At 73.1% G+C, this 25,155-nt stretch carries 24 protein-coding genes and 1 rRNA gene; 7 read left to right on the top strand and 18 right to left on the bottom strand.

All coding sequences use genetic code 11. The features are described from left to right. Positions 1 to 43 precede the first annotated feature (43 nt). Positions 44 to 1,267, bottom strand: a complete 1,224-nt coding sequence (locus ACIGAN_RS27910; RefSeq protein ID WP_399861725.1) for a PLP-dependent aminotransferase family protein — start codon at positions 1,265 to 1,267, stop codon at positions 44 to 46. Positions 1,268 to 1,610: 343 nt separating this feature from the next. Here ACIGAN_RS27910 and ACIGAN_RS27905 point away from each other — a divergent pair, with 343 nt between their 5' ends. Then, the gene (locus ACIGAN_RS27905) at positions 1,611 to 2,165 is read left to right on the top strand and encodes a hypothetical protein (RefSeq protein ID WP_365088622.1); all 555 of its coding nucleotides are present in this window, start codon (positions 1,611 to 1,613) and stop codon (positions 2,163 to 2,165) included. A gap of 64 nt (positions 2,166 to 2,229) precedes the next feature. Here the strand turns inward: ACIGAN_RS27905 and ACIGAN_RS27900 are convergent, their stop codons facing one another. Continuing rightward, entirely contained in the window at positions 2,230 to 3,132 is a 903-nt protein-coding gene (locus ACIGAN_RS27900) for an SAM-dependent methyltransferase (RefSeq protein WP_399861722.1), read from the bottom strand. A 127-nt stretch (positions 3,133 to 3,259) separates the two neighbouring features. Continuing rightward, positions 3,260 to 4,759, bottom strand: a complete 1,500-nt coding sequence (locus ACIGAN_RS27895) for a helix-turn-helix domain-containing protein (RefSeq protein WP_399861719.1) — start codon at positions 4,757 to 4,759, stop codon at positions 3,260 to 3,262. Positions 4,760 to 4,986: 227 nt separating this feature from the next. On the opposite strand from ACIGAN_RS27895, the gene ACIGAN_RS27890 reads away from it, so the two are divergent. Beyond that, positions 4,987 to 5,700 carry a DUF4232 domain-containing protein gene (locus tag ACIGAN_RS27890; RefSeq protein ID WP_399861716.1) on the top strand — a complete coding sequence of 238 codons (714 nt, stop codon included), beginning with the start codon at positions 4,987 to 4,989 and terminating at the stop codon, positions 5,698 to 5,700. A 23-nt stretch (positions 5,701 to 5,723) separates the two neighbouring features. On the opposite strand, the gene hemB is transcribed toward ACIGAN_RS27890, so the two are convergent. Further along, positions 5,724 to 6,722 carry a porphobilinogen synthase gene (gene hemB / locus ACIGAN_RS27885; RefSeq protein WP_365088618.1) on the bottom strand — a complete coding sequence of 333 codons (999 nt, stop codon included), beginning with the start codon at positions 6,720 to 6,722 and terminating at the stop codon, positions 5,724 to 5,726. Positions 6,723 to 6,955: 233 nt separating this feature from the next. Between hemB and ACIGAN_RS27880 the strand changes: the two genes are divergently transcribed. Further along, positions 6,956 to 8,344, top strand: coding sequence for an FAD-binding oxidoreductase (locus ACIGAN_RS27880; protein WP_399861714.1), 1,389 nt, complete (start codon positions 6,956 to 6,958; stop codon positions 8,342 to 8,344). A 57-nt stretch (positions 8,345 to 8,401) separates the two neighbouring features. Here ACIGAN_RS27880 and ACIGAN_RS27875 read toward each other — a convergent pair whose 3' ends face one another. From ACIGAN_RS27875 to ACIGAN_RS27855, 5 genes are all read right to left on the bottom strand, one after another. Beyond that, complete coding sequence (locus ACIGAN_RS27875; protein ID WP_365088616.1) at positions 8,402 to 10,108, bottom strand: uroporphyrinogen-III synthase; 1,707 nt, start codon at positions 10,106 to 10,108, stop codon at positions 8,402 to 8,404. Continuing rightward, positions 10,105 to 11,100 carry a hydroxymethylbilane synthase gene (gene hemC / locus ACIGAN_RS27870; RefSeq protein ID WP_365088615.1) on the bottom strand — a complete coding sequence of 332 codons (996 nt, stop codon included), beginning with the start codon at positions 11,098 to 11,100 and terminating at the stop codon, positions 10,105 to 10,107. Before hemC ends, ACIGAN_RS27875 begins: the two co-directional genes overlap by 4 nt. Beyond that, positions 11,097 to 12,854 (bottom strand): glutamyl-tRNA reductase, encoded by a 1,758-nt coding sequence (locus ACIGAN_RS27865; protein ID WP_399861710.1) that lies wholly within the window; start codon positions 12,852 to 12,854, stop codon positions 11,097 to 11,099. Before ACIGAN_RS27865 ends, hemC begins: the two co-directional genes overlap by 4 nt. Next, positions 12,851 to 13,615, bottom strand: coding sequence for a redox-sensing transcriptional repressor Rex (locus tag ACIGAN_RS27860; protein ID WP_399861707.1), 765 nt, complete (start codon positions 13,613 to 13,615; stop codon positions 12,851 to 12,853). The genes ACIGAN_RS27865 and ACIGAN_RS27860 overlap by 4 nt, the downstream gene beginning before the upstream one ends. Before the next feature lie 321 nt (positions 13,616 to 13,936). Next, complete coding sequence (locus tag ACIGAN_RS27855) at positions 13,937 to 14,206, bottom strand: glutaredoxin family protein (RefSeq protein ID WP_365099643.1); 270 nt, start codon at positions 14,204 to 14,206, stop codon at positions 13,937 to 13,939. A 169-nt stretch (positions 14,207 to 14,375) separates the two neighbouring features. Between ACIGAN_RS27855 and ACIGAN_RS27850 the strand changes: the two genes are divergently transcribed. The 3 genes from ACIGAN_RS27850 to ACIGAN_RS27840 all read left to right on the top strand — a co-directional run bounded on the left by ACIGAN_RS27850 (position 14,376) and on the right by ACIGAN_RS27840 (position 17,899). After that, the gene (locus ACIGAN_RS27850) at positions 14,376 to 15,293 is read left to right on the top strand and encodes an HAD family hydrolase (protein WP_365099644.1); all 918 of its coding nucleotides are present in this window, start codon (positions 14,376 to 14,378) and stop codon (positions 15,291 to 15,293) included. A gap of 349 nt (positions 15,294 to 15,642) precedes the next feature. After that, positions 15,643 to 16,413 carry an ECF subfamily RNA polymerase sigma factor, BldN family gene (locus ACIGAN_RS27845; protein ID WP_031117141.1) on the top strand — a complete coding sequence of 257 codons (771 nt, stop codon included), beginning with the start codon at positions 15,643 to 15,645 and terminating at the stop codon, positions 16,411 to 16,413. 235 nt (positions 16,414 to 16,648) lie between these two features. Then, positions 16,649 to 17,899 (top strand): DUF5667 domain-containing protein, encoded by a 1,251-nt coding sequence (locus tag ACIGAN_RS27840; RefSeq protein WP_365099646.1) that lies wholly within the window; start codon positions 16,649 to 16,651, stop codon positions 17,897 to 17,899. A 64-nt stretch (positions 17,900 to 17,963) separates the two neighbouring features. On the opposite strand, the gene ACIGAN_RS27835 is transcribed toward ACIGAN_RS27840, so the two are convergent. The 5 genes from ACIGAN_RS27835 to ACIGAN_RS27815 form a co-directional block, all read right to left on the bottom strand. Next, complete coding sequence (locus tag ACIGAN_RS27835) at positions 17,964 to 19,016, bottom strand: lysophospholipid acyltransferase family protein (RefSeq protein WP_399861703.1); 1,053 nt, start codon at positions 19,014 to 19,016, stop codon at positions 17,964 to 17,966. A 14-nt stretch (positions 19,017 to 19,030) separates the two neighbouring features. Beyond that, complete coding sequence (locus ACIGAN_RS27830; RefSeq protein ID WP_365742878.1) at positions 19,031 to 20,092, bottom strand: NAD-dependent epimerase/dehydratase family protein; 1,062 nt, start codon at positions 20,090 to 20,092, stop codon at positions 19,031 to 19,033. A 199-nt stretch (positions 20,093 to 20,291) separates the two neighbouring features. Then, positions 20,292 to 20,390 carry a 30S ribosomal protein bS22 gene (locus ACIGAN_RS27825; RefSeq protein WP_003948845.1) on the bottom strand — a complete coding sequence of 33 codons (99 nt, stop codon included), beginning with the start codon at positions 20,388 to 20,390 and terminating at the stop codon, positions 20,292 to 20,294. A gap of 158 nt (positions 20,391 to 20,548) precedes the next feature. Next, positions 20,549 to 20,761 (bottom strand): helix-turn-helix domain-containing protein, encoded by a 213-nt coding sequence (locus tag ACIGAN_RS27820; protein WP_004984898.1) that lies wholly within the window; start codon positions 20,759 to 20,761, stop codon positions 20,549 to 20,551. 129 nt (positions 20,762 to 20,890) lie between these two features. Continuing rightward, positions 20,891 to 21,706: a phosphatase gene (locus tag ACIGAN_RS27815; protein ID WP_399861700.1), complete on the bottom strand. Its 816-nt coding sequence runs from the start codon at positions 21,704 to 21,706 to the stop codon at positions 20,891 to 20,893. A 29-nt stretch (positions 21,707 to 21,735) separates the two neighbouring features. Here ACIGAN_RS27815 and ACIGAN_RS27810 point away from each other — a divergent pair, with 29 nt between their 5' ends. Then, positions 21,736 to 21,936 (top strand): hypothetical protein, encoded by a 201-nt coding sequence (locus tag ACIGAN_RS27810; RefSeq protein WP_399861698.1) that lies wholly within the window; start codon positions 21,736 to 21,738, stop codon positions 21,934 to 21,936. A gap of 5 nt (positions 21,937 to 21,941) precedes the next feature. Here ACIGAN_RS27810 and ACIGAN_RS27805 read toward each other — a convergent pair whose 3' ends face one another. From ACIGAN_RS27805 to rrf, 4 genes are all read right to left on the bottom strand, one after another. Further along, positions 21,942 to 23,114 carry an acetoin utilization protein AcuC gene (locus ACIGAN_RS27805; protein ID WP_399861696.1) on the bottom strand — a complete coding sequence of 391 codons (1,173 nt, stop codon included), beginning with the start codon at positions 23,112 to 23,114 and terminating at the stop codon, positions 21,942 to 21,944. Continuing rightward, positions 23,065 to 24,282: an MFS transporter gene (locus tag ACIGAN_RS27800; protein WP_399861693.1), complete on the bottom strand. Its 1,218-nt coding sequence runs from the start codon at positions 24,280 to 24,282 to the stop codon at positions 23,065 to 23,067. Before ACIGAN_RS27800 ends, ACIGAN_RS27805 begins: the two co-directional genes overlap by 50 nt. 75 nt (positions 24,283 to 24,357) lie before the next feature. Next, positions 24,358 to 25,002 carry an HAD family hydrolase gene (locus ACIGAN_RS27795; RefSeq protein WP_399861690.1) on the bottom strand — a complete coding sequence of 215 codons (645 nt, stop codon included), beginning with the start codon at positions 25,000 to 25,002 and terminating at the stop codon, positions 24,358 to 24,360. A gap of 61 nt (positions 25,003 to 25,063) precedes the next feature. Then, positions 25,064 to 25,155: ribosomal RNA gene (rrf, locus tag ACIGAN_RS27790) — 5S ribosomal RNA — on the bottom strand; the annotation flags it as partial.

Here is a 25,155-nt window from a genome sequence, read left to right as displayed (position 1 = left end):
CCGCGCCCCCGGGCCTGCCCGCGTGCCGGGGGTGCGGCGGGTCCTAGGCAGCCGGCGCGCCGTCGCGCAGCCCTTCGCCCAGCCTGCGCAGCCCCTCGGCGATCTCCTCCGGGGCCTGCGTCACGAAGCACAGCCGCAGGGTCCTCCGGTCGGGCCGGCCCGCGTAGAAGGGGGCGCCGGGGACGTAGGCCACGTCGTGGCGCACCACCCGCGGCAGCAGCGCCGTCGTGTCGTACGGCTCCGGCAGCCGGGCCCAGAGGAACATGCCGCCCTCGGGCCGGTTCCACACCGAGCCCTCGGGCAGCGCCCCGGCCAGTCCCGCGAGCAGGGCGTCCCGGCGGGCGCGGTAGACCCCGGCGACGCGCGTGACGTGGGCGTCCAGGTCGTGGTCGGCGAGGTACCGGGCGGCGGCGAGCTGGTTGACGGTCGGGGTGTGCAGGTCGGCGGCCTGCTTGGCGACGGCGCAGGCCCGCCGCAGGTCGCCGGGCGCCCGCAGCCAGCCCAGCCGCAGCCCGGGTGCCATGACCTTGGAGAAGCTGCCGAGCAGCACCGTGCGGTCCTCGGCGCCCGGCCTGGAGGCGATCCAGGGCACGCGTTCGCCCTCGTAGCGCAGCTCCCCGTAGGGGTCGTCCTCGACGATCCACAGTCCGCGCCGGGCGGCGACGGCGGCCACGGCCGCGCGCCGCTCGGCGGGCAGCGTACGGCCGGTGGGGTTGTGGAAGGTGGGCACGGTGTAGAGCAGCTTGGGCCGCTCGCGCACGACCAGGTCCTCCAGCGCCTCGGGATCGAGCCCGTGCTCGTCACCGGGCACGGGCACGACCCGGGCCCCGGCGAAACCGAAGGCCTGGAGCGCCGCCAGGTAGCAGGGGTTCTCGACGAGGACGGTGTCGCCGGGTTCGAGCAGCGCGGTGGCCAGCAGGGAGAGGGCCTGCTGGGAGCCGGTGGTGACGAGCAGGTCGTCCTCCGCGGTAGGCAGTCCGCGGGCGGTGGTCCGGGCGGCCAGGGCGGCCCGCAGTGCGGGTTCGCCCTCGGTCGTGGAGTACTGCAGGGCCCGCGCGGGCTGCTCGGCCAGGACCGCCCGGTAGGACTGAGCGATGCCCCGCGCGTCGAACAGCTCCGGCGCCGGCAGCCCGCCCGCGAAGTTGATCACCTCGGGGCGCGCGGTGACGGCGAGGATGTCCCGCACGGGGGAGCCCCCGACCGCCCGCGCCCGCCCGGCGAGCGGCGGCACGGGCGAATGAACGGCGGCGGACTCGGCGACGGTCATGACACGACTCCTTCGACAACGGCGACGACGTGCCCGCAGCCTAGAGACATACATGCTGCCTACAAGCAAGATTTCCGGGATACGGACGCGGCACCGGCAGGACGGTGTCCGGCCGGCGCGACCTGGCCGGTGCGTGCGGAACCCGTGCCCGTACGCTCGTCCGTCGGCGGGCCGACGTCGACGGAAGGGGGAGCGCGTGGCGACGCGCAGGGACGGACACGGGGTCACGACCGGAGCCGGCCGAGGAGCCCGGCCGGCCGGGGGCACTCCTCCTCGGCGCCGGCCGGTCCGTACGGGCCCGGCGGGCTGGTCGCTGTTCACCTGCGGGTGTGCGGCGGCCTCCGTGACCCTGATGTGGTGCGCCCCGGTGGTGCCCCTGCCGGGTCTCCTGCGCGGCCCGCTCCTCGTCCTCTGCGCACTGGCGATTCCCCTGGCACTCGTCCTGGTCCCCGGGGTCGCGCTGCGCCGTGTCCGGCACAGGAGGACGCCGAAGGCTGCCGTCGGGGCGCTCGTCGTCACCGTCCCCGCCGCCGTCGTGCTGGCGGTGGTCACCCGGCAGGCGGCCGAGGAGCGTGCGCTGCAGGAGCGGGGCCGGTGGGCCGAGGCGGTCGTCGCCGACGTCCAGCGCGGCAGGACCGACGAGTGCGCGCTGCGCACCCGCGACGGGCGGGAGATCTCCCCCGCCCTGTCGGACGGCTGCGACCCGGAACGCCTGGAGCCGGGAGACGCACTGCGCGTGCTGTACGACCCCGAGGGCGCGGCCGCGCCGCTGGAGGACGAGGACACCGCGGTCGATCTGGACCCCGGCGCGTACGCGGGGCCGGCGGGCGGCCTGGCGGCACTGGTCGTCGTGGCGGGCACGTGGGGCTGCGCACGGCTGAGCCGGGGGGACACGTAACACGCCCCGGCCCGCCCCCTGCCCCGGCCCGCCCCCTGCCCCTGCCCCGGTGGAGGGGCCGGCCTCAGTCCTTGCCGCCGACCGCCGCGTAGACGTTGATGTCCGCGTCCGTGACGTCGTCGATGTCGTGGTAGCGCACCTGGTCGATGGCGTCGAGCCCCGCGAGGAAGGTCTCCTCCGGCCGCTCCGCCACCGGCGCCGCGTGGTCGGGTCGCCAGCGGTGTGCGGGGACGACGCCCGGGTCGGCGATCTCCAGCCCGTTGCCGGTGAAGAACCGCTCGACCTCGGCCCGGGAGCGCAGCACGAAGGTGAACCCCCGCTCGGTGTACGTCCGCTGGACCGCGCGGATGTTCTCGGGGTTGAGGTCCTCGGTGAGATGACTGAGCACCAGCCGGCTGCCGGCGGGCAGCGCGTCGAGCAGCTCCCGCACCAGCGGATACGCCTCGTCGTCCGCGACGAAGTGCAGGACGGCGACCAGGCAGAGCGCGACCGGCCGGCCGAAGTCCAGGGTCCTGGCGGCCTGTTCGAGGATCCGGCCCGGGTCCCGCAGGTCGGCGTCGATGTAGTCCGTACGCCCCTCGGGTCCGCTGGTGAGCAGGGCGCGCGCGTGGGCGAGCACGACGGGGTCGTTGTCCACGTACACGACCCGCGCCCCGGGCGTGATCCGCTGTGCGATCTGGTGCACGTTCTCCGCGGTCGGCAGCCCGGTCCCGATGTCGAGGAACTGCCGGATGCCGTCCCGCTCGACCAGCTGCGTCACCGCGCGGCGCAGGAAGTCCCGGTTGTGCCGGACGTCGAGGTACCCGCGCGGATGGGCGGCGAGCGCGGCGGCGGCCGCCTCCCGGTCCGCCGGGTAGTGGTCCTTGCCGCCGAGGAAGACGTCGTAGACCCGCGCCGGGTGCGCCTTGCTGCTGTCGATCCTCCTCCGCAGCTCGGCGGGGTCCTGGCTGAGGGCGTCACCGGACATGGACGTCTCCTGGGGCGTGGGGGGGTGCCGTCGGCGACCGCGTGGTCGGTCGACAACGTAACGTCCGCCGTGGCGTGAGGGTGCCCGCGGCTGCGGCCTCGCGGGCGCCGCGGGCACCCTCCGGCCGTCAGGACGCGCCGGTCGTCCCGGCCTTCACCCACTTCTCGCCGCCCAGCGGGAACTCGTAGGCCGGGCGCCCGTTGTTGCCGCTCGTGCGGAACGGCCGGCCCTCGTCGTCCACGGTCAGCGTGCCCTGCCGGCCGCCGCTGGACCACCGCAGCTCCAGGTACCAGCTGACGTCGTAGGCGGAGGCGTCGGCCCGGATGTAGTAGACCTCCGGGTCGGACTCGCTCACCTTGAACGGGAAGTCGTCGTGGCCCGCTTCCGGCACGACGGCCGGCCGCGACGCGTCGAGGGCGACCGTGAAGAACCGGGTCGGCACACCGCCGCCGCAGCCCACGCCCGGGTAGCCCATGGCGTAGTCGTTCCAGGCGAGCGGGGCGCGCTTGCCTGCCATGCGCACCGTCAGCCCCTTGAGGACCACCGTCTCGTCCCCGGTCCCCTGCACGGTGACCTTCAGCAGCTGCTCCCCCGACGGGACGGCGTCCATCGCCGCCACCCAGCCCGGCGCGTCCTGCTCCAGGGGCGGCGGCACCACGCGCCCCGGCGGCAGCTTCACCAGGTAGCGCTGGGAGCAGGGGCTCTCCCAGGCGTGCGGCTCGGTGTCGACGGAGAGCGGGGCCGGGCCGGAGGCGGGGGCGGCGGCACGGCCGGGGCGGGCGCCACCGGTGGCCGGGGCCGAGGGGACGGACGACGCCCCGGCCCCCCTCGCCTTCTCCTTGTCCCTGTCGTTCTTGCCCTTCCCCTCGTGCCCGTCCGCGCCGGACGGGGCGGCGGAACGGCCCGAGGGCGACACGGAGGCGAGCACGGAAGCGTCGGGCCGCGCGGCCGGATCCGGCGGGGCCGCCGACCCGCGCCGCCCGTCCCCGTCGGTCCCGCCGGACGGCACGGCCACGGCGAGCCCGACCCCGCCGAGCACGACGGCCAGGGCGACTCCGGCGAGCACGGCGGGACGCGGCCGGCGCGCACGCCGTCCGGCGGACCCGGCCGACAGCACCTCACCCGCCCGCTCGGGCCGCTCCTCCTCCCCGGCGTTCCCCCCGGCGCCCTCACCGGGCCCGGCCGGGTCCGGACGACTGCCGGCCGGTTCCGGACGGTTCCCGTCCGAGCCGTCCCCCTCCCGAACGCCCTGCTCCGCGACCGGCTCCGGATCTCCCGGCGGCGGCTCCCCCGCTCCCGGCGACGGACGGTCCGCCGCGGGTACCTCGTCCACGACGGACCCGGCCGCCGCGTCGGCGCCCGCTCCCCCCTTCCGCCCCCGCACCGCGTCCGCCAGCACCCACCGCCGGTGCAGCTCCACCAGCTCCCGCGGCGACGCCTTGCACAGCCGCGCGAGTCGCTCCACGGGCGCGTAGTCGGTCGGTACGGCGTCCCCGTTGCAGTACCGGTGCAGCGTCGACGTGCTCATGTGCAGTCGTCTGGCGAGCACTCCGTAGCTCAGCCCGGAGCGCTCCTTCAACTCCCCCAGCAGCGCCGCGAATTCCCCCGCGGCCGTGCTCTCCGACACTGTTCCTCCAGCCCCCGTGTCCCGTTCCGCCGTTCCAGGGAATGGTCGTTTCGCCTGGTCAGTGGCCGTGCGGGCGTTCCAGCGTCCCTGATCGCCCGCCGAGTGTGGCGGCCGGGACGCATCCCCCCACAAGCTCTTGTCATCCAAGCACGCCGCTCCCGGCAGACCGGTCGAGCGGCTCGCCCGGGCCCACTTCCCAACCGCCTTTGTCCGAAAGGAACCCAGCCATGCGCAAGTACCACGCCCTCCCCGTCGCCCTCCTGGCCGCCCTCGCCCTCACCGCGTGCGAGGACGGCACGGGCACCCAGAACGAGGGCGCGGCGGCGAGCACGTCGATCACGTCCGGCGCGAGCACGACGGGCACCCCCGGGACCACGGAAACCACCGGCACCCCGGAAACCACCGGCACCCCGGAAACCACCGACAGGACGGGCACCAGCACCACCCGCACCAGCACCACAACCGGCACCACCGGCAAGCCCGCCAAGAAGCCCGGAACGCCGGCCCCCCGGACCCGCGTCTCCTGCAACGGCTCCAACACCACGGTCACGGCCCAGCCGGTGCCCCGCCCGCTCAACCACATGCTGATCACGGTCAGGAACACCGGCTCGACGACCTGCGACCTCACCTACTACCCGGTGCTCCGCTTCGACGAGATGCAGTGGGCCCCGCAGGCGATCGAGGACTCCAAGCCGCAGGCGGTGACGACCCTGGCCCCCGGCGAGTCCGGCTACGCGGGTGTCCTGCTGTCGGCGGCCGACGGCAGCGGCGAGGCCGGCACCACCGGCCGCAAGCTCACCGTCGGCTTCCAGGGCCGCACGCCGAACAGCAGCGGCGGCCCCTCCGCGCTCCCGGCCCTGCCGGCCGAGGGCGTGTACTACGACAGCACCCTGAAGGTCACCTACTGGCTGCGCGACATGGACCAGGCGCTGTCCTACTGAGTCCGGCCCCGCGGGTCACCGCCCTACTGATCCCTCAGCTTCTGGGCCACCTCGGTGGCCCAGTAGGTGAGGATGTTCCGCGCTCCGGCCCGCTTGATACCGGTCAGGCTCTCCAGGATCGCCCGGTCGCGGTCGATCCAGCCCTTCTCGGCGGCGGCCTCGATCATCGAGTACTCGCCGGAGATCTGGTACGCGGCGACGGGCACGTCCACGGCGTCCGCGACCCGGGCGAGGATGTCCAGGTAGGGCCCGGCCGGCTTGACCATCACCATGTCGGCGCCCTCCTCCAGGTCGAGGGCGAGTTCGCGCAGGGACTCGCGGGCGTTGGCCGGGTCCTGCTGGTAGGTCTTGCGGTCGCCCCGGAGCGAGGAGCCGACGGCCTCGCGGAAGGGTCCGTAGAAGGCGGAGGCGTACTTCGCGGTGTAGGCGAGGATGGCGACGTCCTCCCGCCCGATCTGGTCGAGGGCGTCCCGGACGACGCCGATCTGCCCGTCCATCATGCCGCTGGGGCCCACCACATGGGCCCCGGCGTCGGCCTGCACCTGGGCCATCTCGGCGTACCGCTCCAGGGTCGCGTCGTTGTCGACCCGCCCCTGCGCGTCGAGCACCCCGCAGTGGCCGTGGTCGGTCGTCTCGTCGAGGCACAGGTCCGACATGACGAGCAGGTCGTCGCCGACCTCGGCCCGCACGTCCCGCAGGGCGACCTGGAGGATGCCGTCCGGATCGGTTCCCGGCGTCCCGAGCGCGTCCTTCTTCGACTCCTCCGGCACGCCGAACAGCATGATCCCGGAGATCCCGGCCGCGACCGCCTCCGCGGCGGCCTTCTTCAGGCTGTCCCGCGTGTGCTGCACCACCCCGGGCATGGCCGCGATCGGCACCGGCTCGCTGACGCCCTCGCGCACGAAGGCGGGCAGGATGAGGTCGGCGGGGTGCAGCCGGGTCTCGGCGACCATCCGACGCATCACGGGGGTGCTCCGCAACCGCCGCGGCCGCGCACCGGGAAATGATCCGTACGTCGTCATGTCCTCTACGCTACGCCCGCCCCGAACGCCCCGATGCCGACGCGGTGTCGGCGCCCGGCGGCCCGCCCACCGCAGCCCGGCGGCCCGCCCACCGCACCCGGAGCCCCGCTTCCCGCGATGCGCCCACCACTGCCGGGGTCCATCCTGAAAGCAACGAACACAAGGACCCCGACGGCCCGTCCCCCACTCCTCGCCGCCGCCGTCCCTCCGTACCCGCCCCCACGGAGGACGCGATGACCGCCCCGCACCACACCCCCGACCTCTTCGCCCTCTCGGACGTCTCCGGCCCCGTCCTGCGCCCCGGCGACGACGCCTACGCCGACGAGGTCACCGGCTTCAACCTGGCCGCCCTCCACACCCCGGACGTCGTCGTGGGGGCCACCGGCACCGATGACGTCGTCACCGCGATGCGCTGGGCGCACGCCACCCGCACCCCGGTCGCCGTCCAGGCCACCGGCCACGGCGCCAACTTCCCCATCGAACGCGGCCTGCTGATCACCACGTCCCGCATGACGGACGTGCAGGTCGACCCGGCCACCCGCACCGCGCGGATCGCGGCGGGCGCGAAGTGGAGCCACGTGCTGGCGGCCTGCGCCCCGCACGGCCTGGCCGGGCTGTGCGGCACCTCCACCGACGCGGGCGTCGTCGGCTACACGCTCGGCGGCGGACTGCCGGTCCTCGGCCGGGCCTACGGCTACGCCGCCGACCTGGTCCGCTCCTTCCAGGTCGTCACCCCGGACGGCCGGCTGCGCGAGGCGGACCCCCACCACGAGCCGGAACTGTTCTGGGCCCTGCGCGGCGGCAAGGGCAACGTGGGCGTGGTCACCTCACTGGTCACCGGACTGCTCGCGCTGCCCCGCCTCTACGGCGGCGGCCTCCACTGGCACGCCGAGCACACCGCGTCCGTGCTGCACGCCTGGTCGGAGTGGACCCGCACGGTCCCGGACGAGATGGGCAGCATGTTCTCGGTGCTGCGCCTGCCGCCCATCCCGCAGCTGCCGGAACCCCTGCGCGGCGGCTTCTGGGCCCGGGTCGCGATCGCCTGGCCGGGCGACCCGGCCGAGGGCGAGGCCCTGGCCGCCCCGCTGCGCCGGGTGGCCCCCGTGGCCGTCGACATGGTGGAGGAGATGGACTACGCGGACCTGGACCGCATCCACATGGAACCCCAGGACCCGCTCCCGGCACGCGAGTGCTGCATGCTCCTGCGCGACCTGACCCCGGACGCCGTGAGCGCGTTCCTGGAGCAGGTCGGTCCGGCGGCCGGGGCCGACCACCCCCTGCTCGTGGCCTCGCTGCGCCACATGGGCGGGGCACTGGCCCGCCCGGCCCCCGTCGAGGACGCCGTCTGCGCCCGCGACGCCCGGTACTTCATGGAATCGGTCGGGATCATGCCCGCGCCACCCGTGGCGGAGGCCGTCGAACAGGCCACCCGCCGCCTCTACACCGCCATGGCCTCCTACGGCACCGGCCGCACCATGGTCAACATCCACGGCACCCCCGGCGACGAACGGGACATCGCCCGCGCCTGGACCCCGGAGGTCTACGCCCGGCTGCGCCACGACAAGGCCACCTACGACCCGGACAACCTGCTGCGCTACGGCCACGCGGTGACTCCCGCGTAGCCGCAGCCGCCCCGCAGGTCGCCCAGGTCGTCGACCGCAGCCGCCCCGCAGGTCCGCCTAGGTCGTCGACCGCCGCCGCCGCGCCCCCGGCCGCCGCTCGCTCGGGCGGGTCACCGGGTCCCCGGCCTCCAGGGCCGCGGCCCGCCGCTTCGCGCCGAAGTCGGCCAGGGCCTCCGCCAGCTTGAGCACGGACGGCTCCGGAGCCATGACGTCGACCCGCAGCCCGTGCTCCTCGGCGGTCTTCGCCGTGGCCGGGCCGATACAGGCGATCACCGTGACGTTGTGCGGCTTGCCGGCGATGCCGACCAGGTTCCGCACGGTGGACGACGAGGTGAACAGCACCGCGTCGAAGCCGCCGCCCTTGATCGCCTCGCGGGTCTCCGCCGGCGGCGGCGAGGCCCGCACGGTCCGGTAGGCCGTGACGTCGTCGACCTCCCAGCCCAGCTCGATGAGCCCGGCGACCAGGGTCTCCGTGGCGATGTCGGCCCGCGGCAGGAACACCCGGTCGATCGGGTCGAACACGGGGTCGTAGGGCGGCCAGTCCTCCAGCAGCCCGGCGGCCGACTGCTCACCGCTGGGCACCAGGTCCGGCTTCACGCCGAAGGCGATCAGCGCCTTGGCGGTCTGCTCGCCCACGGCCGCGACCTTGATGCCCGCGAAGGCACGCGCGTCGAGCCCGTACTCCTCGAACTTCTCCCGCACGGCCTTGACCGCGTTCACCGAGGTGAAGGCGATCCACTCGTAGCGGCCCGTGACCAGGCCCTTGACCGCGCGCTCCATCTGCTGGGGCGTGCGCGGGGGCTCGACGGCGATGGTCGGCACCTCGTGCGGCACGGCCCCGTACGACCGCAGCTGGTCGGAGAGCGACACCGCCTGCTCCTTCGTGCGCGGCACGAGCACCTTCCAGCCGAACAGCGGCTTGGACTCGAACCACGCGAGCTGGTCGCGCTGGGCGGCGGAGGAACGCTCACCGACCACGGCTATCACCGGTCGGCCGCCCTCGGGCGAGGGCAGCACCTTGGCCTGCTTCAGCGTCTGCGCGATGGTGCCGAGCGTGGCGGTCCAGGTGCGCTGCCGGGTGGTCGTGCCGGCGACGGTGACCGTCATCGGGGTGTCCGGCTTGCGCCCGGCGGAGACGAGCTCGCCGGCCGCGGCGGCGACGGAATCCAGCGTCGTGGAGACCACGACCGTGCCGTCCGACGCCCCGACCTCCGTCCAGCACCGGTCCGAGGCCGTGCGCGCGTCGACGAACCGCACGTCCGCGCCCTGCGCGTCCCGCAGCGGCACACCGGCGTACGCGGGCACCCCGACGGCGCTCGCGACACCGGGCACCACCTCGAAGGGCACCCCGGCGGCGGCGCACGCCAGCATCTCCTCGGCCGCGTACGTGTCGAGGCCCGGGTCACCGGACACCGCACGCACGACCCGCCTGCCGCCCCGCGCGGCCTCCATGACAAGATGTGCGGCATCCCGCACCACGGGGACGGGCGCGGTGGTTGACGTGCCGTCAACTACCGTCAGCTGGGGCGTTCCTGTGCCCGGAGTCGGTTCCTGGGAAGGATCCGCGTCCGTGTGCACCTCGGAGACGCCCTGCCTGGCGTGCTGACGTACGACATCGAGCACTTCGTGCTCGGCGACGAGGACGTCCGCGTTGGCCAGTGCCTCGACGGCGCGCAGAGTCAGCAGTCCCGGATCTCCGGGTCCGGCACCCAGGAAGGTGACGTGCCCCTGTTCAGGACCGGCGGAAAGGGTGGTGGGGCTCACTGTGCTCGCTCCCCCATCAGACCGGCCGCGCCCTGGGCGAGCATCTCGGCCGCGAGTTCGCGACCGAGCGCCATTGCCCCGTCGTGCGTCTCGGGCGCGGGACCGGTGGTGGACAGCTGCACCATGCGCGTGCCGTCGGTGGTCCCGACGACGCCACGCAGGCGCATTTCCTTGACAATCTGCCTGTCGGCCTGGGGGTCCCGCCGCTCCAGCGGAGCCGAGAGCGGGGGAAGGTCGGCCAACGCGCCCACCGGGGCGCTGCAGCCGGCCTCCAGGGCGGCGAGCAGTGATCGCTCGGCCGTCACGGCGACCCGGGTGAACGGGTCGTCGAGTTCGGCGAGCGCGGCGACGAGGTCCGCGTTGCCCGCGGTGCACTCGATCGCCAGGGCCCCCTGGCCGGGGGCGGGCAAAATCGTGTCGACCGACAGGAAGTCGGTCACCTCGTCGCCCCGGCCGATCCGGTTCAGCCCGGCGGCGGCCAGCACGACGGCGTCGAGCTCACCGCTGCGCACGAACCCGATGCGGGTGTCGACGTTGCCGCGGATCGGAACCGTCGCTATGTCCAGGCCGTGGCTGCGCGCGTACGCGTTGAGCTGGGCCATGCGGCGCGGCGAACCGGTGCCGATGCGCGCCCCGGCGGGCAGATCGGTGAGCTTCAGGGCGTCCCGGGCGACGACGACGTCGCGCGGGTCCTCCCGCTCGGGCACGGCGGCCACGACCAGCTCGTCGGGCTGCGTGGTCGGCAGGTCCTTCAGGGAGTGCACGGCGAAGTCGACCTCACCCCTGAGCAGCGCGTCGCGCAGGGCGGTCACGAACACGCCGGTGCCGCCGATCTGGGCGAGCGCCTCACGCGAGACGTCGCCGTACGTGGTGATCTCGACGAGCTCCACGGGCCGGCCGGTCACCCGGCTCACGGCCTCGGCCACCTGGCCGGACTGGGCCATGGCGAGCCTGCTCCGCCGGGTGCCGAGCCTCAGCGCCTTGTCAGTCATGCCGGGCCTCGGTCTCTCTGGGTGGTGCTGTCCTCGGCTCGGGAGACGGCGGCCACCGTCTCGGGGTCGAGGTCGAACAGGGTGCGCAGCGCGTCCGCGTACCCGGCGCCGCCGGGCTCGGCCGCGAGCTGCTTGACCCGCACGGTCGGCGCGTGCAGCAGCTTGTCGACCACGCGCCGCACGGTCTGGGTGATCTCCGCCCGGTGCTTGTCGTCGAGGCCGGGCAGCCGTCCGTCCAGGCGGGCGATCTCGCTGGCCACGACATCGGCGGCCATGGTGCGCAGGGCGACCACGGTCGGCGTGATGTGCGCGGCCCGCAGCGCCGCCCCGAACGCCGCGACCTCGTCGGAGACGATACGCCGGACCTGGTCCACGTCGGCAGCCATCGGAGCGTCCGCGGAGGCATCCGCGAGCGACTCGATGTCCACCAGCCGCACCCCGGCCAGCCGGTGCGCCGCCGCGTCGATGTCGCGCGGCATGGCCAGATCCAGCAGGAACAGGACGGGTTCGGGCCGCTGCGGCTCCTCGGCCGGCTCGGGCCGGCGCCGCTCGGGGATCCGCCCGGCGGCGGCCGCGGTCGCGGCGAGCGCGGCGATGGCGTCGGCGTCGGCGGCCGGGTCGAGCGTGCCGGTGGCCCCCGGCCGGGCGGGGCCGCGCTGGGCGCCGCCCGCCGTGCCGTTGTCGACCCACGCCGCGTGCTGTTCCAGCTCGGCGGCGGCCATCCCGGCCACCGCGGCCTCGCCCAGCACGGAGAAGCCGGCGGTGCCCTGCACCGCGGTCAGGTCCAGCGGGCAGCCGTCCTCGCCGCCCACAGCGGTGACGGGCGGACCGCCGCGCTGCGCGTCCGGTCCGGCCGTACGGGCCGTGCCGTCCGGCGTCACCGGTCCCGCGTCGCCGGCCGGGGACATCGGCGCGCGGCCCTCGACCGCCTGGGCGACCGCCTCGGCCGTCAGGACCAGGCCCGTCGCGCCGGTGCAGGAGACGGCGACATCGGCACGTGTCAGCTCGACCGGCACCGATTCCATCGGGACCGCGCGGGCCGGCACGTCCGTGTCGTCGCCCTGGGACAGGATCCGGGCGAGCCGCTCGGCACGGTCGAAGGTGCGGTTGGCGACGACGACCTCGGCGACCCCGGCCCGCGCGAGCGTGGCCGCGGCCAGGGACGACATCGAACCGGCCCCGATGACCAGGGCCTTCTTGCCCCGGGCCCATTCCCGGACGTCGCCGCCGCGGGCCAGCTGCTCCAGGCCGAAGGTGACCAGGGACTGGCCGGCGCGGTCGATGCCGGTCTCGGAGTGGGCGCGCTTGCCGACCCGCAGGGCCTGCTGGAACAGGTCGTTCAGCAGCCGGCCCGCGGAGTGCAGCTCCTGCGCCCGGGCCAGGGAGTCCTTGATCTGCCCGAGGATCTGCCCCTCGCCGACGACCATGGAGTCCAGGCCGCAGGCCACCGAGAACAGATGGTGGACGGCCCGGTCCTCGTAGTGCACGTAGAGATAGGGAGTGAGCTCCTCCAGGCCGACCCCGCTGTGCTGGGCGAGCAGCGTGGACAGCTCGGCGACACCGGCGTGGAACTTGTCCACATCGGCGTAGAGCTCGATGCGGTTGCAGGTGGCGAGGACCGCGGCCTCGGTGGCCGGTTCGGCGGCGACCGTGTCCTGCAGCAGCTTGACCTGGGCGTCCGCGGTGAGCGAGGCCCGCTCCAGGACGCTGACCGGGGCGCTGCGGTGGCTGAGTCCGACGACGAGGAGGCTCATGCCGGCATCACGGCGGGCATGTCCCCGTCGGGTCCCTGGTCGGCGGACTCGCCGCGGGCGGCGGCGGCCGGGACGCCGCCGTCGGCGGCGGCGGCCTCCTCGCCGGCCTTGCGCTGCTCGTGGAAGGCGAGGATCTGCAGCTCGATGGAGAGGTCGACCTTGCGCACGTCGACGCCGTCGGGCACGGACAGCACGGTCGGCGCGAAGTTCAGGATGGAGGTGACACCGGCGGCCACGAGCCGGTCGCAGACCTGCTGGGCGGCACCGGCGGGGGTGGCGATGACACCGATCGACACGCCGTTGTCCTGGATGATCTCCTCCAGGTCGTCGGAGTGCTGCACGGGAATGCCGGCGACGGGCTTGCCCGCCATGGCCGGGTCGGCGTCGATCAGCGCGGCGACCCGGAACCCGCGGGAGGCGAAGCCGCCGTAGTTGGCGAGGGCGGCGCCGAGGTTGCCGATACCGACGATCACGACCGGCCAGTCCTGGGTGAGCCCCAGTTCGCGGGAGATCTGGTACACGAGATACTCGACGTCGTAGCCGACACCCCGGGTGCCGTAGGACCCGAGGTAGGAGAAGTCCTTGCGCAGCTTCGCGGAGTTGACCCCCGCCGCGGCCGCGAGCTCCTCGGAGGAGACCGTGGGCACCGAGCGCTCCGACAGTGCGGTCAGCGCGCGGAGGTACAGCGGAAGCCGGGCGACGGTGGCCTCGGGAATCCCTCGGCTGCGGGTCGCCGGTCGGTGAGTTCGGCCAGTTGCCACGGTGCTCCTGCGGGTAGAGCGGGGCTGTAGGCGGTCATACGTCCCCACATGACCGCCCCGTCGAATGCAGGCTATGTCTTTGTGAACGCGTGCACAAAGATGGTGTCCGATTTGCCCGCCCAACGTGACCGGGCTCACGCGCCCCCGGCGCACGTGTGGGGAACCGGCGCACGGGCACCACCGTTCCTTGTCTTCTGGGGGCAAAACCACACACTTCCTCAGTGAATCCCGCCCCCGAGACCAAGTCACCATCGATCCTAAGCGACGTTCCGGCCACTTTGTACTGCTCGGTCAGTCCGCTCACGGCCAGCCGAGCCGGGCTCAGCCGGTCAGCGCCCTGCGCAGGCGGTCCTCGTTCACGCGCCAGAACGTGTGCTGCTCGCCGTCCACCAGCACGACCGGGATCTGCTCCCAGTACCGGTCGTACAGGTCCCGGTCCTCGGTGATGTCCTTCTGCTCCCAGGGGACGCCCAGATCGGCGCACACCTTCTCCACGACGACCTGTGCGTCGTCGCACAGATGGCAGCCGGGTTTGCGGATCAGCGTGACGAGCCGGTCCCGAGGGGGCTCGCGGCGGAAGAGAGGGCTCATTCGGCCATTGTCGCGCGCCCGCGAACGAGGGGAGGACTCGCGCCGGACCGGCGGACACGCCGGACGCGCCCGTCCCGCACGGCATCTTTGACGACACGCTCGCCGAGAGTTCACAGGGTCCCGACCTCTCGGCTCCGGAACCCCCGAACCGACTGGCTATGCTCACGCCATGGCCGCTCTCGGATGGCTCACCCCCCGTAGGCGCTCCGCCACGGCGCGGAGCGTTTTGGCAGGCGAGGCCTCGGCGGAGGCAGCGCGCAAGTCCTCCCAGGAAGCCGCCGGCACGACCGAGGAACCGCAGTTCCCGGTCCACGGCGACGACCGGGCCGCCGCCTTCTTCGACCTGGACAACACCGTCATGCAGGGCGCCGCCCTGTTCCACTTCGGGCGGGGCCTGTACAAACGGAAGTTCTTCGAGACCCGCGAGCTGGCGAGGTTCGCCTGGCAGCAGGCGTGGTTCCGGCTGGCCGGCGTCGAGGACCCCGAGCACATGCAGGAGGCCCGCGACTCGGCCCTGTCCATCGTCAAGGGCCACCGCGTCGCCGAACTCCAGTCGATCGGCGAGGAGATCTACGACGAGTACATGGCCGAGCGCATCTGGCCCGGCACCCGCGCCCTCGCCCAGGCCCACCTGGACGCCGGCCAGAAGGTGTGGCTGGTCACGGCCGCCCCCGTCGAGATCGCCACGGTCATCGCCCGCCGCCTCGGTCTGACCGGCGCCCTGGGCACGGTCGCCGAGTCCGTGGACGGCGTCTACACCGGCAAACTCGTCGGCGAGCCGCTGCACGGCCCCGCCAAGGCCGAGGCCGTGCGCGCCCTGGCCATCGCGGAGGGCCTCGACCTGCGCCGCTGCGCCGCCTACAGCGACTCGCACAACGACATCCCGATGCTCTCCCTGGTCGGCCACCCCTACGCCATCAACCCCGACTCCAAGCTGCGCAAGCACGCCCGCGAGCTGGACTGGCGGCTGCGCGACTACCGCACCGGCCGCAAGGCCGCGAAGGTCGGCATCCCCGCCGCCGCGGGAGTCGGCGCGGTGGCCGGCGGCACGGCGGCCGCGATCGCCCTGCACCGCCGCCGCCGCTGACCGGTCGATCAAACCGGGACACCTTCGTTTACGGGATGACAAACCCCGTAAATCCAACTGGCGTACCCCCACAACCTCGTGTTCAGTCCTCTTGGCTGGACACGGCCACAACACGCCCTGAACTCCGCCCCTATCCGAAGCGATTCGATCAACAACCGCTCACTCTCCGGTACTTGATCCGGCGTGAATCGGTTACGGAAGCGACGTAATCGATGATTTGAGCAACTCGGTGTAGCAGCGCCTGTACGAAGCGTTATTCTCCTCAGACGCAATCCGGTACCCCTCCGTCGCTACGACGGGTGAAAGGTCCCGCACTGCACGTGATGGAAGCTCTGCCTCTGGGAGTCCCGTGTACCCACACGTCGGGGTTGACGCCTCGGGCCTGGCTACGCTGCGCGCAACGGTCCTCGACCTGTTGCGCGGCTTCGTCCCCACCGCGTACGCCGTCCCCGCATTCGCCACCGCCGCGCCCGTCGGCCCGTGCTACGCACTGGCCGACGGCAGCGCCGCGGTCGGCAGACGAGGCCGCCCGTCCGGGGCGGCCACCGCCCGCCGCCCGGCGGCGGACAGCGACAGCGCCCGGATGATGGACCTCGTCGAGCGCGCCCAGGCCGGCGAGGCCGACGCCTTCGGCCGCCTCTACGACCAGTACAGCGACACCGTCTACCGGTACATCTACTACCGGGTCGGAGGAAAGGCGACGGCCGAGGACCTCACCAGCGAGACCTTTCTGCGCGCCCTGCGCCGCATCGGAACCTTCACCTGGCAGGGCCGCGACTTCGGCGCCTGGCTCGTGACGATCGCCCGCAACCTCGTCGCGGACCACTTCAAGTCCAGCCGCTTCCGGCTGGAGGTCACCACCGGCGAGATGCTCGACGCCAACGAGGTCGAGCGCTCCCCCGAGGACTCCGTCCTGGAGTCCCTCTCCAACGCCGCCCTGCTCGACGCGGTGCGGCGGCTCAACCCCCAGCAGCAGGAGTGCGTGACGCTCCGCTTCCTCCAGGGCCTGTCCGTCGCCGAGACGGCCCGTGTCATGGGCAAGAACGAGGGCGCCATCAAGACCCTCCAGTACCGGGCCGTCCGCACCCTCGCCCGGCTCCTCCCGGAAGACGCCCGCTGACCACCCGCACGCACGGCGACCGTCAACTCACTTTCCGTGAAAGTCCGTTGACTTCGGCATCCGATCCTCCGGCGTCCGTAACCCAAGTGCCGCGCCACTCGTTGTGCGGGATGCAGGCTCCCTGTGGTCACCCCCTGGCTGACTTCGATCACCCGATCGTGTGGTTGTCATCAGGGCGTGCAACCCTCAGGACCCCCTGGGGAGTCGACCGTCATGACGAGAGGAGGTGCCGCCAGTGATCGCGAACGTATCGGCGCACCGGCGGGCGAACGCCTTCGCCCAGGCCCTGGAGGAGCAGTCCGAGCCGGGCACGGCGGCGGCCGAGCAGTCCGAGGGCGCGGCACCGGCCCCGGCGGCCGCGGAAGCGACCGAGGGGGGCCGCCTGCTGGCGCTCGCCTCCGGTCTCGGCGCGCTGCCCAAGCCGGAGCTCGACCCGGAGGTCAAGGTCGTCCAGCGGGCCCAGCTGGTGGCCGCGTTCGAGGCCATGCTCCAGGAGGGCACCGCGGGAGGCGGGGCGACGGACCGCGCGGTCCCCGAGCAGCGCTCCACCCGCGCCCGGGGCGCTCACCGCGCGAGTTCCCTGAAGAAGTTCCGGCCGCGGTCCCGCCTGGCCAAGGGCCTCACCGCGGGCGGACTCAGCGTCGGCGTGGCCGCGAGCGCCTTCGGCGGAGTCTCCGCCGCCAGCTCCGACGCCCTGCCCGGCGACTCGCTCTACGGCCTCAAGCGCGGCATCGAGGACGTCAAGCTCGGCCTCGCCGACGGGGCGGACGAGCGCGGCCGGGTCTACCTGGACCACGCCTCCACGCGCCTCAGCGAGGCCCGCCGCCTGATGGAGCGCGGCCGCAGCGGCCCCCTGGACCACGAATCCCTGGGCGAGATCCGCCGCGCCCTGTCCGGGATGCGGCACGACGCCTCCGAGGGCCACCGGCTGCTGAGCGAGGCGTACGAGCGCGACCCGGACTCGCTCGGCCCCATCCAGGCCCTGTCCGCGTTCTCCCGCTCCCACCGCGCGGCCTGGGGCGAACTGCGTGAGAGACTCCCCGTCCAGCTCGGGGACGTCAGCGACCAGGTGTCGTCGGTGTTCGACGCCATAGAGGAGGACGTCGCCCCGCTGCGCTCCCTGCTGCCCGAGCCCCCGGCCACGGGCGGCGGCGACGGCAAACGGCAGGGCGCCTCCGAGTCGGCCCCCAGCGGCTCCTCCGGCACGGACCGCTCGACCCGTCCCAGTGACGGCGCCGGGCGGCACAGCGAGGAGGGCAGCACCGGCAGCGGCAGCCCCAGCCGCTCCGCCGGCTCCGGCACCGAGGACGACGGCCTGCTCGGCGGCAACACCGGCGGCCTCCTCGACCCGCCGAAGGACGCCCAGGAGAGCACCTCCCCGTCAGCGGACGGCACCACTCCCGCCCCCGAGCCGGATGTGACGCTCCCGCCGCTCCTGCCGGGCCTGCTGCCCGGGCTGGGCATCGACGGCGAGGACGCCGACTGACGACGGCAGCAAAGCGGGGGCGCCCCTTCCCGGAAGGGGCGCCCCCGTCGTCGTACGCGCGGGATCAGAAGAACACCGACCGCCGCTGCACCAGCAGCTTGTACAGGGTGTGCTGGATCTGCTCCCTGACCTGGTCGGTCAGGTTGAACATCAGCATCGGGTCCTCGGCCGCCTCCGGCGGATAGCCGTCCGTGGGGATCGGCTCGCCGAACTGGATCGTCCACTTGGTCGGCAGCGGGATCGCCCCGAGCGGGCCCAGCCACGGGAAGGTCGGCGTGAGCGGGAAGTACGGGAAGCCCAGCAGCCGGGCGACCGTCCTGGCGTTGCCGATCATCGGGTAGATCTCCTCGGCCCCGACGATCGAGCAGGGAATGATCGGCGTCCCGGCGCGCAGGGCCGTGGAGACGAAACCGCCGCGGCCGAAGCGCTGCAGCTTGTAGCGGTCCGCGAAGGGCTTGCCCAGGCCCTTGAAGCCCTCCGGCATCACCCCGACCAGTTCGCCCTGCTCCAGCAGCCGGGAGGCGTCCTCGGCGCACGCCAGGGTGTGACCGAGCTTGCGGGCCAGCTCGTTGACCACCGGCAGCATGAACACCAGGTCCGCGGCGAGCAGCCGCAGATGCCGGCCCGCCGGGTGGTTGTCGTGCACGGCGACCTGCATCATCAGGCCGTCCATCGGCAGCGTCCCGGAGTGGTTGGCGACGATCAGGGCGCCGCCCTCGGACGGGATGTTCTCCACGCCCTTCACCTCGACCCGGAAGTACTTCTCGTACAGCGGGCGCAGCAGGGACATCAGGACCTGGTCGGTGAGCTCCTCGTCGTAGCCGAAGTCGTCGACCTCGTAGTCACCGGTGAGGCGGCGGCGCAGGAAGGACAGGCCGCTGGCGATGCGCCGCTCCAGGCCGCCGTCACCGTCCGGGGACCGCCCCGGCCGCTGTTCCTCCGCGGTCACGGGGACGTCGTCCTGCTCGGCGCTCCCGGGCAGGGGCTGCACCTGGCGCACCGGCACGGGCTCCGTGCCCGGGCGGCGGCCGGCCCCGCTCCGGCGCCGCGGGGGGCGCTGCGCGGCGCTCCCCCGGGACCGGTCGTCGTCGAAGGGAATGACCTTGGCATCCGCCATCGTTGATGCGCTCCTCAGTTGGCGCTCTGCGTCGGGGGCTGACCGCCGCCCGCGAGGGGCAGCGCGGCGATCCGGTCGACGGCCGCCGCGACGGCCTCCGGCGGAAGCAGCCCGGGGCCCTGGCTGCGGGCGAAGTCCGCGAACGTCTCGGCGGTCGTGTACGTGGGCTGGAATCCCAGCGTCTCGCGCATCTGCACCGTGGAGACGACCCTGCCGTGGGTGAGCAGCCGGATCTGCTCGGGCGAGAAGTCCGACATCCCCAGCGTACGCACCAGGGACCCTGCCCAGGTGACCGCCGGGAGCGGCAGGGGCGCGGTGGGGCGCCCCAGGCGCCGGGAGCACTGGGACAGCAGCAGCACGCCGTCGCCGGCGATGTTGAAGGTGCCGCTGTTGAGCGTGCCCCGCCGCGGCTCGTGCGAGGCGATCCGCAGCACCTCGATCACGTCGTCCTCGTGCACGAACTGCAGCCGCGGGTCGTAGCCGAACACGGTGGGCAGCACCGGCAGCGCGAAGTAAGAGGCCAGCGGGGTGTCGGCGGTCGGGCCGAGGATGTTGGCGAACCGCAGCACACACACGGCCACGTCGGGCCGCCGGCGTGCGAAGCCCCGCACATAGCCCTCGACCTCGACGGTGTCCTTGGCGAAGCCGCCGCTGGGCAGGGACTTGGGCGGGGTCGTCTCGGTGAAGACGGCCGGGTCGCGGGGCGCCGAACCGTAGACGTTCGTACTGGACTTCACGACCAGGCGCTGCACCGACGGGGACTTCTGGCAGGCACCGAGCAGCTGCATGGTGCCGATGACGTTGGTCTCCTTCAGGGAGGCCCGGCTGCCGCTGCCCAGCGGCGTGCCCGTCACGTCCAGGTGGACGATCGTGTCCGCGCCCGTCTCGGCGAGCACCCGCGCGATGCCGGGCTGGCGGATGTCGGCCTGGACGAAGTCCGCACCGCCCAGGTGGTGCTCGGGCGGCACCGCGTCCACGGCCACGACCCGGTCCACGTCGGGGTCACGCTGGATCCGCCGGACGAACCGGCCCCCCAGCGGGCGGGCCACTCCGGTGACGAGCACGACCTTGCCCAAGATCAGCGCCTTCCTTCCAGGAACCTCTTGTCCCGCCGCGTTCCCCCGTGGGGCCAACTTAGCGGGTCAACGTCGCGCTGTGACGACCGCGCGATGCGCGAGGTGACGGAAGCGGCCGGACGGGCGCGGACATGCGTGTGGCCCCCCACCCGTGGGTGGAGGGCCACAGCGACGCTCTCGCGGCGTCCGCGTCGCGAACTTACTTCTTGTTGCGACGCTGGACGCGCGTGCGCTTGAGCAGCTTGCGGTGCTTCTTCTTAGCCATCCGCTTGCGCCGCTTCTTGATAACAGAGCCCACGACTACCCTCGCTCACTTCTCATCACTCGGTTGTTTGGGCGCCATGGGCCCACACGACCTACGAGGGGCTAGCCTACCCGCCCGAGCGCTGAGGTCGTAAATCGAGGGGGGCCGGGATGGTCCCGAGTGCCCTGTGAGGGACCACCCCGCCCCAGCCGTCAGGCCGTTTCCACCCCCACGTAGCTCTCGCGGAGGTACTCGTGAACCGCTTGCTCCGGGACGCGGAAGGACCGCCCCACACGGATCGCGGGCAGATGACCGCTGTGCACCAAGCGGTACACGGTCATCTTCGACACTCGCATCACCGAGGCGACTTCCGCCACGGTAAGGAACTGAACCTCGTTCAGAGGCCTCTCGCCAGCTGCAGCCATGACACACCTGAACCTTCCGCACTCGACGGCCACCGGCTTCCCCTTCCGGTGACTCTTCGTCGCTGCGTGCTCACTCCCCAATGTAGGGGCGGGTGATGCGAGTGGGGAAGAGGTGCACCCATCGGCGGCCTACTGTGACAGACACGCCCGATTGAGTACGTAGCGGGTAAGCGGCAGGTAGTAATCGGACCGCACTCCGTCATCAAGTGGAACGGCGACGGACACGGACCCCTCGGCCTCCCCCACGAACAGCGCCGGGTCGTCCGCATCGGCCGGTCCGATGGCCTCGAACCCCAGCTGACCTGCCCCGCAGACCCAGCCGTGGTCCCCGATCACCAGCTCGGGCAGGGGCCCGCCGGCCTCCGCGGCGGCGGCCAGAGCGGTACGAACCGGGAGCGGTGAGTGCGTGTGTGCGCCGGGCTCACAACCGGGGCGTTCCGCACCGGGGGCCCGCACCAGCGCGACTCCCCGTACGTAGGCGAGGTTGTACGTACGTAGACCGAACCGGGTCGTTATGTCGACACAGCGACCCTGCGCCGGGGTGAGGACGGTACATCCCGCCGCCGACAAGGCGTCTGCCAGAGCGGCGTAGAAACCGAGCAGCCGGTGCGGGTGACCGGTACCGAGCAGCACGGGCGCACCCCGCCGGGCCACCTCGGCCAGCCGGTCCGCGAAGGCGTCCAGCGCGGCCACCGTCCGGCCCGGGTCGATCACGTCCTGGCCGGAAGTGCGACGGAAATCGACCGGCACCCCGCACCGGTCGGCCATCAACTCGACCACATCCCGCTGGTCCCAGGCCCCTTCGGGATCGATGCCGAGCAGCACACGGGGATCGCGCGCGGCGAAGAGCCGGTAGCGGCGCAGGCTCTCCTCCCGCGAGGTCGCCACGACCCCGGCCAGCCGCGCGCCGATCAGATGCGCGCGAAGAGCTTCGGAAGTCAGCACACGGCGATCGTGCGCGACCGGACCCTCACGTGTCCCGGGAACGCGCGAACACCGCACGGTCGGCGTACAAGACCCTGGCCCCGGACGCCCCGCCCGAGCCGGCACCCGCGAGCCATCCGGACGCCCCGGGCCGGCACCTCGCGAGCCACCCGGCCCACCCGGACCGCCCGGCCCACTCGGACCGCCCACACCGGCAGCCCGCCGAGGCCGGCACCACCCCCGCCCCCTGACCCGATCAGGCCAGCAACCCCCGCAGCGGGAACACCGCCCGCCGGGTCGCCAGTACCGCCTGGTCCAGCCGGTCGGCGGGGTCGTAGCCCTCCTCCCAGCCGGACCACTCCACCGGCCAGCGCCCGTCCGTCATCCGCCCGGGCGCCAACTGCCGTGTCCGCGCGAACACTTCCTGCCGCCACGACTCGGGGATCATCGACTCGGGCGCCACGGGCCGGCCCGCCGCGATCGCCACCAGATGCGTCCACGACCTCGGCACGACGTCCACCACGGCGTAGCCGCCCCCGCCCAGGGCCACCCAGCGCCCGTCGGCGTACTGGTGCGCCAGGTCGTGACAGGCCACCTGCACCGCCCGCTGCGCGTCCAGCGACACCGCCAGGTGGGCCAGCGGGTCCTCGAAGTGCGTGTCGGCCCCGTGCTGCGTCACCAGCACCTGCGGCCGGAAGTCCGCGATCAGCTCCGGCACCACGGCGTGGAACGCCCGCAGCCACCCGGCGTCCCCGGTCCCGGCCGGCAGCGCCACGTTCACCGCCGAGCCCTCCGCCGACTCCGCCCCGGTCTCCTCCGGCCACCCGGTCTGCGGGAACAGCGTCCGGGGATGCTCGTGCAGCGAGATCGTCAGCACCCGCGGATCGTCCCAGAACGCCGCCTGCACCCCGTCCCCGTGGTGCACGTCGACGTCGACGTACGCGACCCGCTCGGCCCCGAGCTCCAGCAGCCGGGCGATGGCCAGCGAGGCGTCGTTGTAGATGCAGAACCCGGACGCGGCACCCGGCATCGCATGGTGCAGCCCGCCCGCGAAGTTCACCGCGTGCAGCGCCTCGCCCCGCCACACGGCCTCCGCCGCCCCCACCGACTGCCCGGCGATCAGTGCCGACACCTCGTGCATCCCGGCGAACGCCGGGTCGTCCATGGTCCCCAGCCCGTACGACTGGTCCGCCGCCCCCGGATCCGCCGAGGCGGCCCTCACCGCGGCGATGTAGTCCTCCCGGTGAACGAGCCGCAGCGTCGACTCCCCGGCCGCCTTCGCGGCGACCACCTCCACCTCACGGTCCAGCCCGAAGGCGTCGACCAGTTGCCGGGTCAGGGCGAGCCGGACCGGGTCCATCGGATGGCCCGAGCCGAAGTCATAGCCCGTTACTGCCTCGTCCCACATCAGCTGTGCGCGGCCGCTCATGCCCGCCACCGTATCGGTCCGGTCGAGGCGCGAACGACCGGGCGTACACCAGCGTCACCAGCACCAACACCGTCGGCACGAGCATGGCCCCGCGATAGCTCCACAGATCGCCGAGCGCTCCCACCAGCGGCGAACCGATCAGGAACCCCACGTAGTTGAAGACGTTCAGCCGCGCCACGGCCGCGTCGGAGGCCCCCGGGAACAGCCTCCCGGCCGCCGCGAAGGTCTGCGGCACCAGCACGCACAACCCGAGCCCCACCAGCGTGAAGCCCAGCATCCCCGCCCACGCCCCCGGCGCCCCGGCCACCACGGCGAACCCCCCGGCCGCCACCACCGCCCCGCCCCGTACGACCGCCACGGCCCCGAACCGCCGCACCCCGAAGTCCCCGATCGCCCGCCCCACCAACGTGGTGACCATGTACACGTTGTACGGCACCGTCGCCAGCTGCTCCGAACTGCCCAGTACGTCCTGCAGATACTTGGCGCTCCAGTTGGAGACCGTCGAGTCCCCGATGTAGGCGACCGTCATCACCAGGCACAGCGGCAGCAGCCACCTGAAGACGACGACCTGCTCCTCCCCCGCCCCGGTCTCCTCGACGACCCCGGCCCCCCGGTCGTCGGCATACCACCGGCTCCCCACCAGCACCGCCGGCAGCAACACCGCCACGACCGGCAGGTACGACACCCACAACGCCAGGTCCCAGTGCGCCCCCACCCAGGCCAGCGAGGCCCCGACGATCCCGCCGAGACTGTAGGCCGCGTGAAAACCGAGCATGATGCTGCGCCCGTACGACCGCTGCAGACTCACGCCGAGCATGTTCATCGACGCGTCGAGCATCCCGACCGCGAGCCCGAACGCGGCGAGCGCGACGCCCAGTTCCACCATCCGCTCCCCGGCCCCGACCCCGAGCAGCGCCAGCAGCACCACGGGCTGCGACCACCGCAGCAGCCGGCTCGGCGGCACCCGCCTCACCAGCCGCTCGGTGCACACGCTCCCTACCCCGGCGAGGATCGGCACCGCCGCCAGAAAGGCCGGCAGCAGCGCGTCGGAGACCCCGTAGCGGTCCTGGATGGCCGGAATCCGCGTCACGAGCAGAGCGAAGGCGACTCCCTGCACGAAGAAGCTGAACGCCAGCGAGGCCCTGCCGCGCCGCAGCACATCAGTCATGGCGGCGAGCGTAGGGCCCGGGCCTACCCGTGGGTAGATCCGGTCAAAGATGAATGCGGTTCAGCTTCCGCGGGCTTACCCGAGCAGTCCGGGCAGCTCTCCCATGTCCGAGAAGAGCCGTCCCGCTCCGGCCAGCCGCTCCGCCGGCGTCATGGCGGTGAACCCGTAGACGTCCATGCCGGCCGCGATCGCCGCCTGCACGCCGAGCGGACTGTCCTCGATGACGACACACCGCTCGGGCGCGACGCCCATCCGCTCGGCCGCGTACAGGAACAGATCCGGCGCGGGCTTGCCCCGGCCCACGTCCTCCGAGCTGAAGATCCGCCCGTCGTCGAACCACCGGTCGAGCCCCGTCGTCCGGTGTCCCACCCGGATCCGCTGATGGCTCCCGGACGACGCCACGCAGTACGGCACCGAGTCGGCGGCCAGCTTCTGCAGGACCTCCTCGACGCCGGGCACCGGCTTCAGATCCTGCGCGAAAGCGGCGAAGACCCGGGCGTGGAACACGTCGTCGAAGTCGGCCGGCAGCCGCTGCCCGGTCCGCTCGGCCACCAGATCGTGAATGCGGTGCATGGCCGAGCCCATGTAGTCGCGCAGGGAGTCCTCGTAGGAGGTCGGGTGCCCCAGTTCGGTCAGATAGGCGGCCAGGAGCCGGTTGGAAATGGGCTCGCTGTCGACGAGGACACCGTCGTTGTCGAAGATCACGAGGTCATGGCGCATAACACGAGCCTAAACGCAGAAAACCCCCGCATCACCAGATGCGGGGGTTTTCCCAAGAATTGTTCGGCGGCGTCCTACTCTCCCACAGGGTCCCCCCTGCAGTACCATCGGCGCTGTAAGGCTTAGCTTCCGGGTTCGGAATGTAACCGGGCG

The sequence above is a fragment of the Streptomyces sp. NPDC085931 genome, assembly GCF_044540565.1.
Classification (GTDB): domain Bacteria; phylum Actinomycetota; class Actinomycetes; order Streptomycetales; family Streptomycetaceae; genus Streptomyces.
The sequence above is the reverse complement of the archived record's forward strand: the minus strand, read 5'-3'. Positions and strand labels throughout refer to the sequence as shown.

Coding starts and splice junctions, on each gene's coding strand:
- ACIGAN_RS27910 (WP_399861725.1), bottom strand. CDS start 1,267: ATGACCGTCGCCGAGTCCGCCGCCGTTCATTCGCCCGTGCCGCCGCTC.
- ACIGAN_RS27900 (WP_399861722.1), bottom strand. CDS start 3,132: ATGTCCGGTGACGCCCTCAGCCAGGACCCCGCCGAGCTGCGGAGGAGG.
- ACIGAN_RS27890 (WP_399861716.1), top strand. CDS start 4,987: ATGCGCAAGTACCACGCCCTCCCCGTCGCCCTCCTGGCCGCCCTCGCC.
- hemB (WP_365088618.1), bottom strand. CDS start 6,722: ATGACGACGTACGGATCATTTCCCGGTGCGCGGCCGCGGCGGTTGCGG.
- ACIGAN_RS27880 (WP_399861714.1), top strand. CDS start 6,956: ATGACCGCCCCGCACCACACCCCCGACCTCTTCGCCCTCTCGGACGTC.
- hemC (WP_365088615.1), bottom strand. CDS start 11,100: ATGACTGACAAGGCGCTGAGGCTCGGCACCCGGCGGAGCAGGCTCGCC.
- ACIGAN_RS27865 (WP_399861710.1), bottom strand. CDS start 12,854: ATGAGCCTCCTCGTCGTCGGACTCAGCCACCGCAGCGCCCCGGTCAGC.
- ACIGAN_RS27855 (WP_365099643.1), bottom strand. CDS start 14,206: ATGAGCCCTCTCTTCCGCCGCGAGCCCCCTCGGGACCGGCTCGTCACG.
- ACIGAN_RS27850 (WP_365099644.1), top strand. CDS start 14,376: ATGGCCGCTCTCGGATGGCTCACCCCCCGTAGGCGCTCCGCCACGGCG.
- ACIGAN_RS27835 (WP_399861703.1), bottom strand. CDS start 19,016: ATGGCGGATGCCAAGGTCATTCCCTTCGACGACGACCGGTCCCGGGGG.
- ACIGAN_RS27820 (WP_004984898.1), bottom strand. CDS start 20,761: ATGGCTGCAGCTGGCGAGAGGCCTCTGAACGAGGTTCAGTTCCTTACC.
- ACIGAN_RS27805 (WP_399861696.1), bottom strand. CDS start 23,114: ATGAGCGGCCGCGCACAGCTGATGTGGGACGAGGCAGTAACGGGCTAT.
- ACIGAN_RS27800 (WP_399861693.1), bottom strand. CDS start 24,282: ATGACTGATGTGCTGCGGCGCGGCAGGGCCTCGCTGGCGTTCAGCTTC.
- ACIGAN_RS27795 (WP_399861690.1), bottom strand. CDS start 25,002: ATGCGCCATGACCTCGTGATCTTCGACAACGACGGTGTCCTCGTCGAC.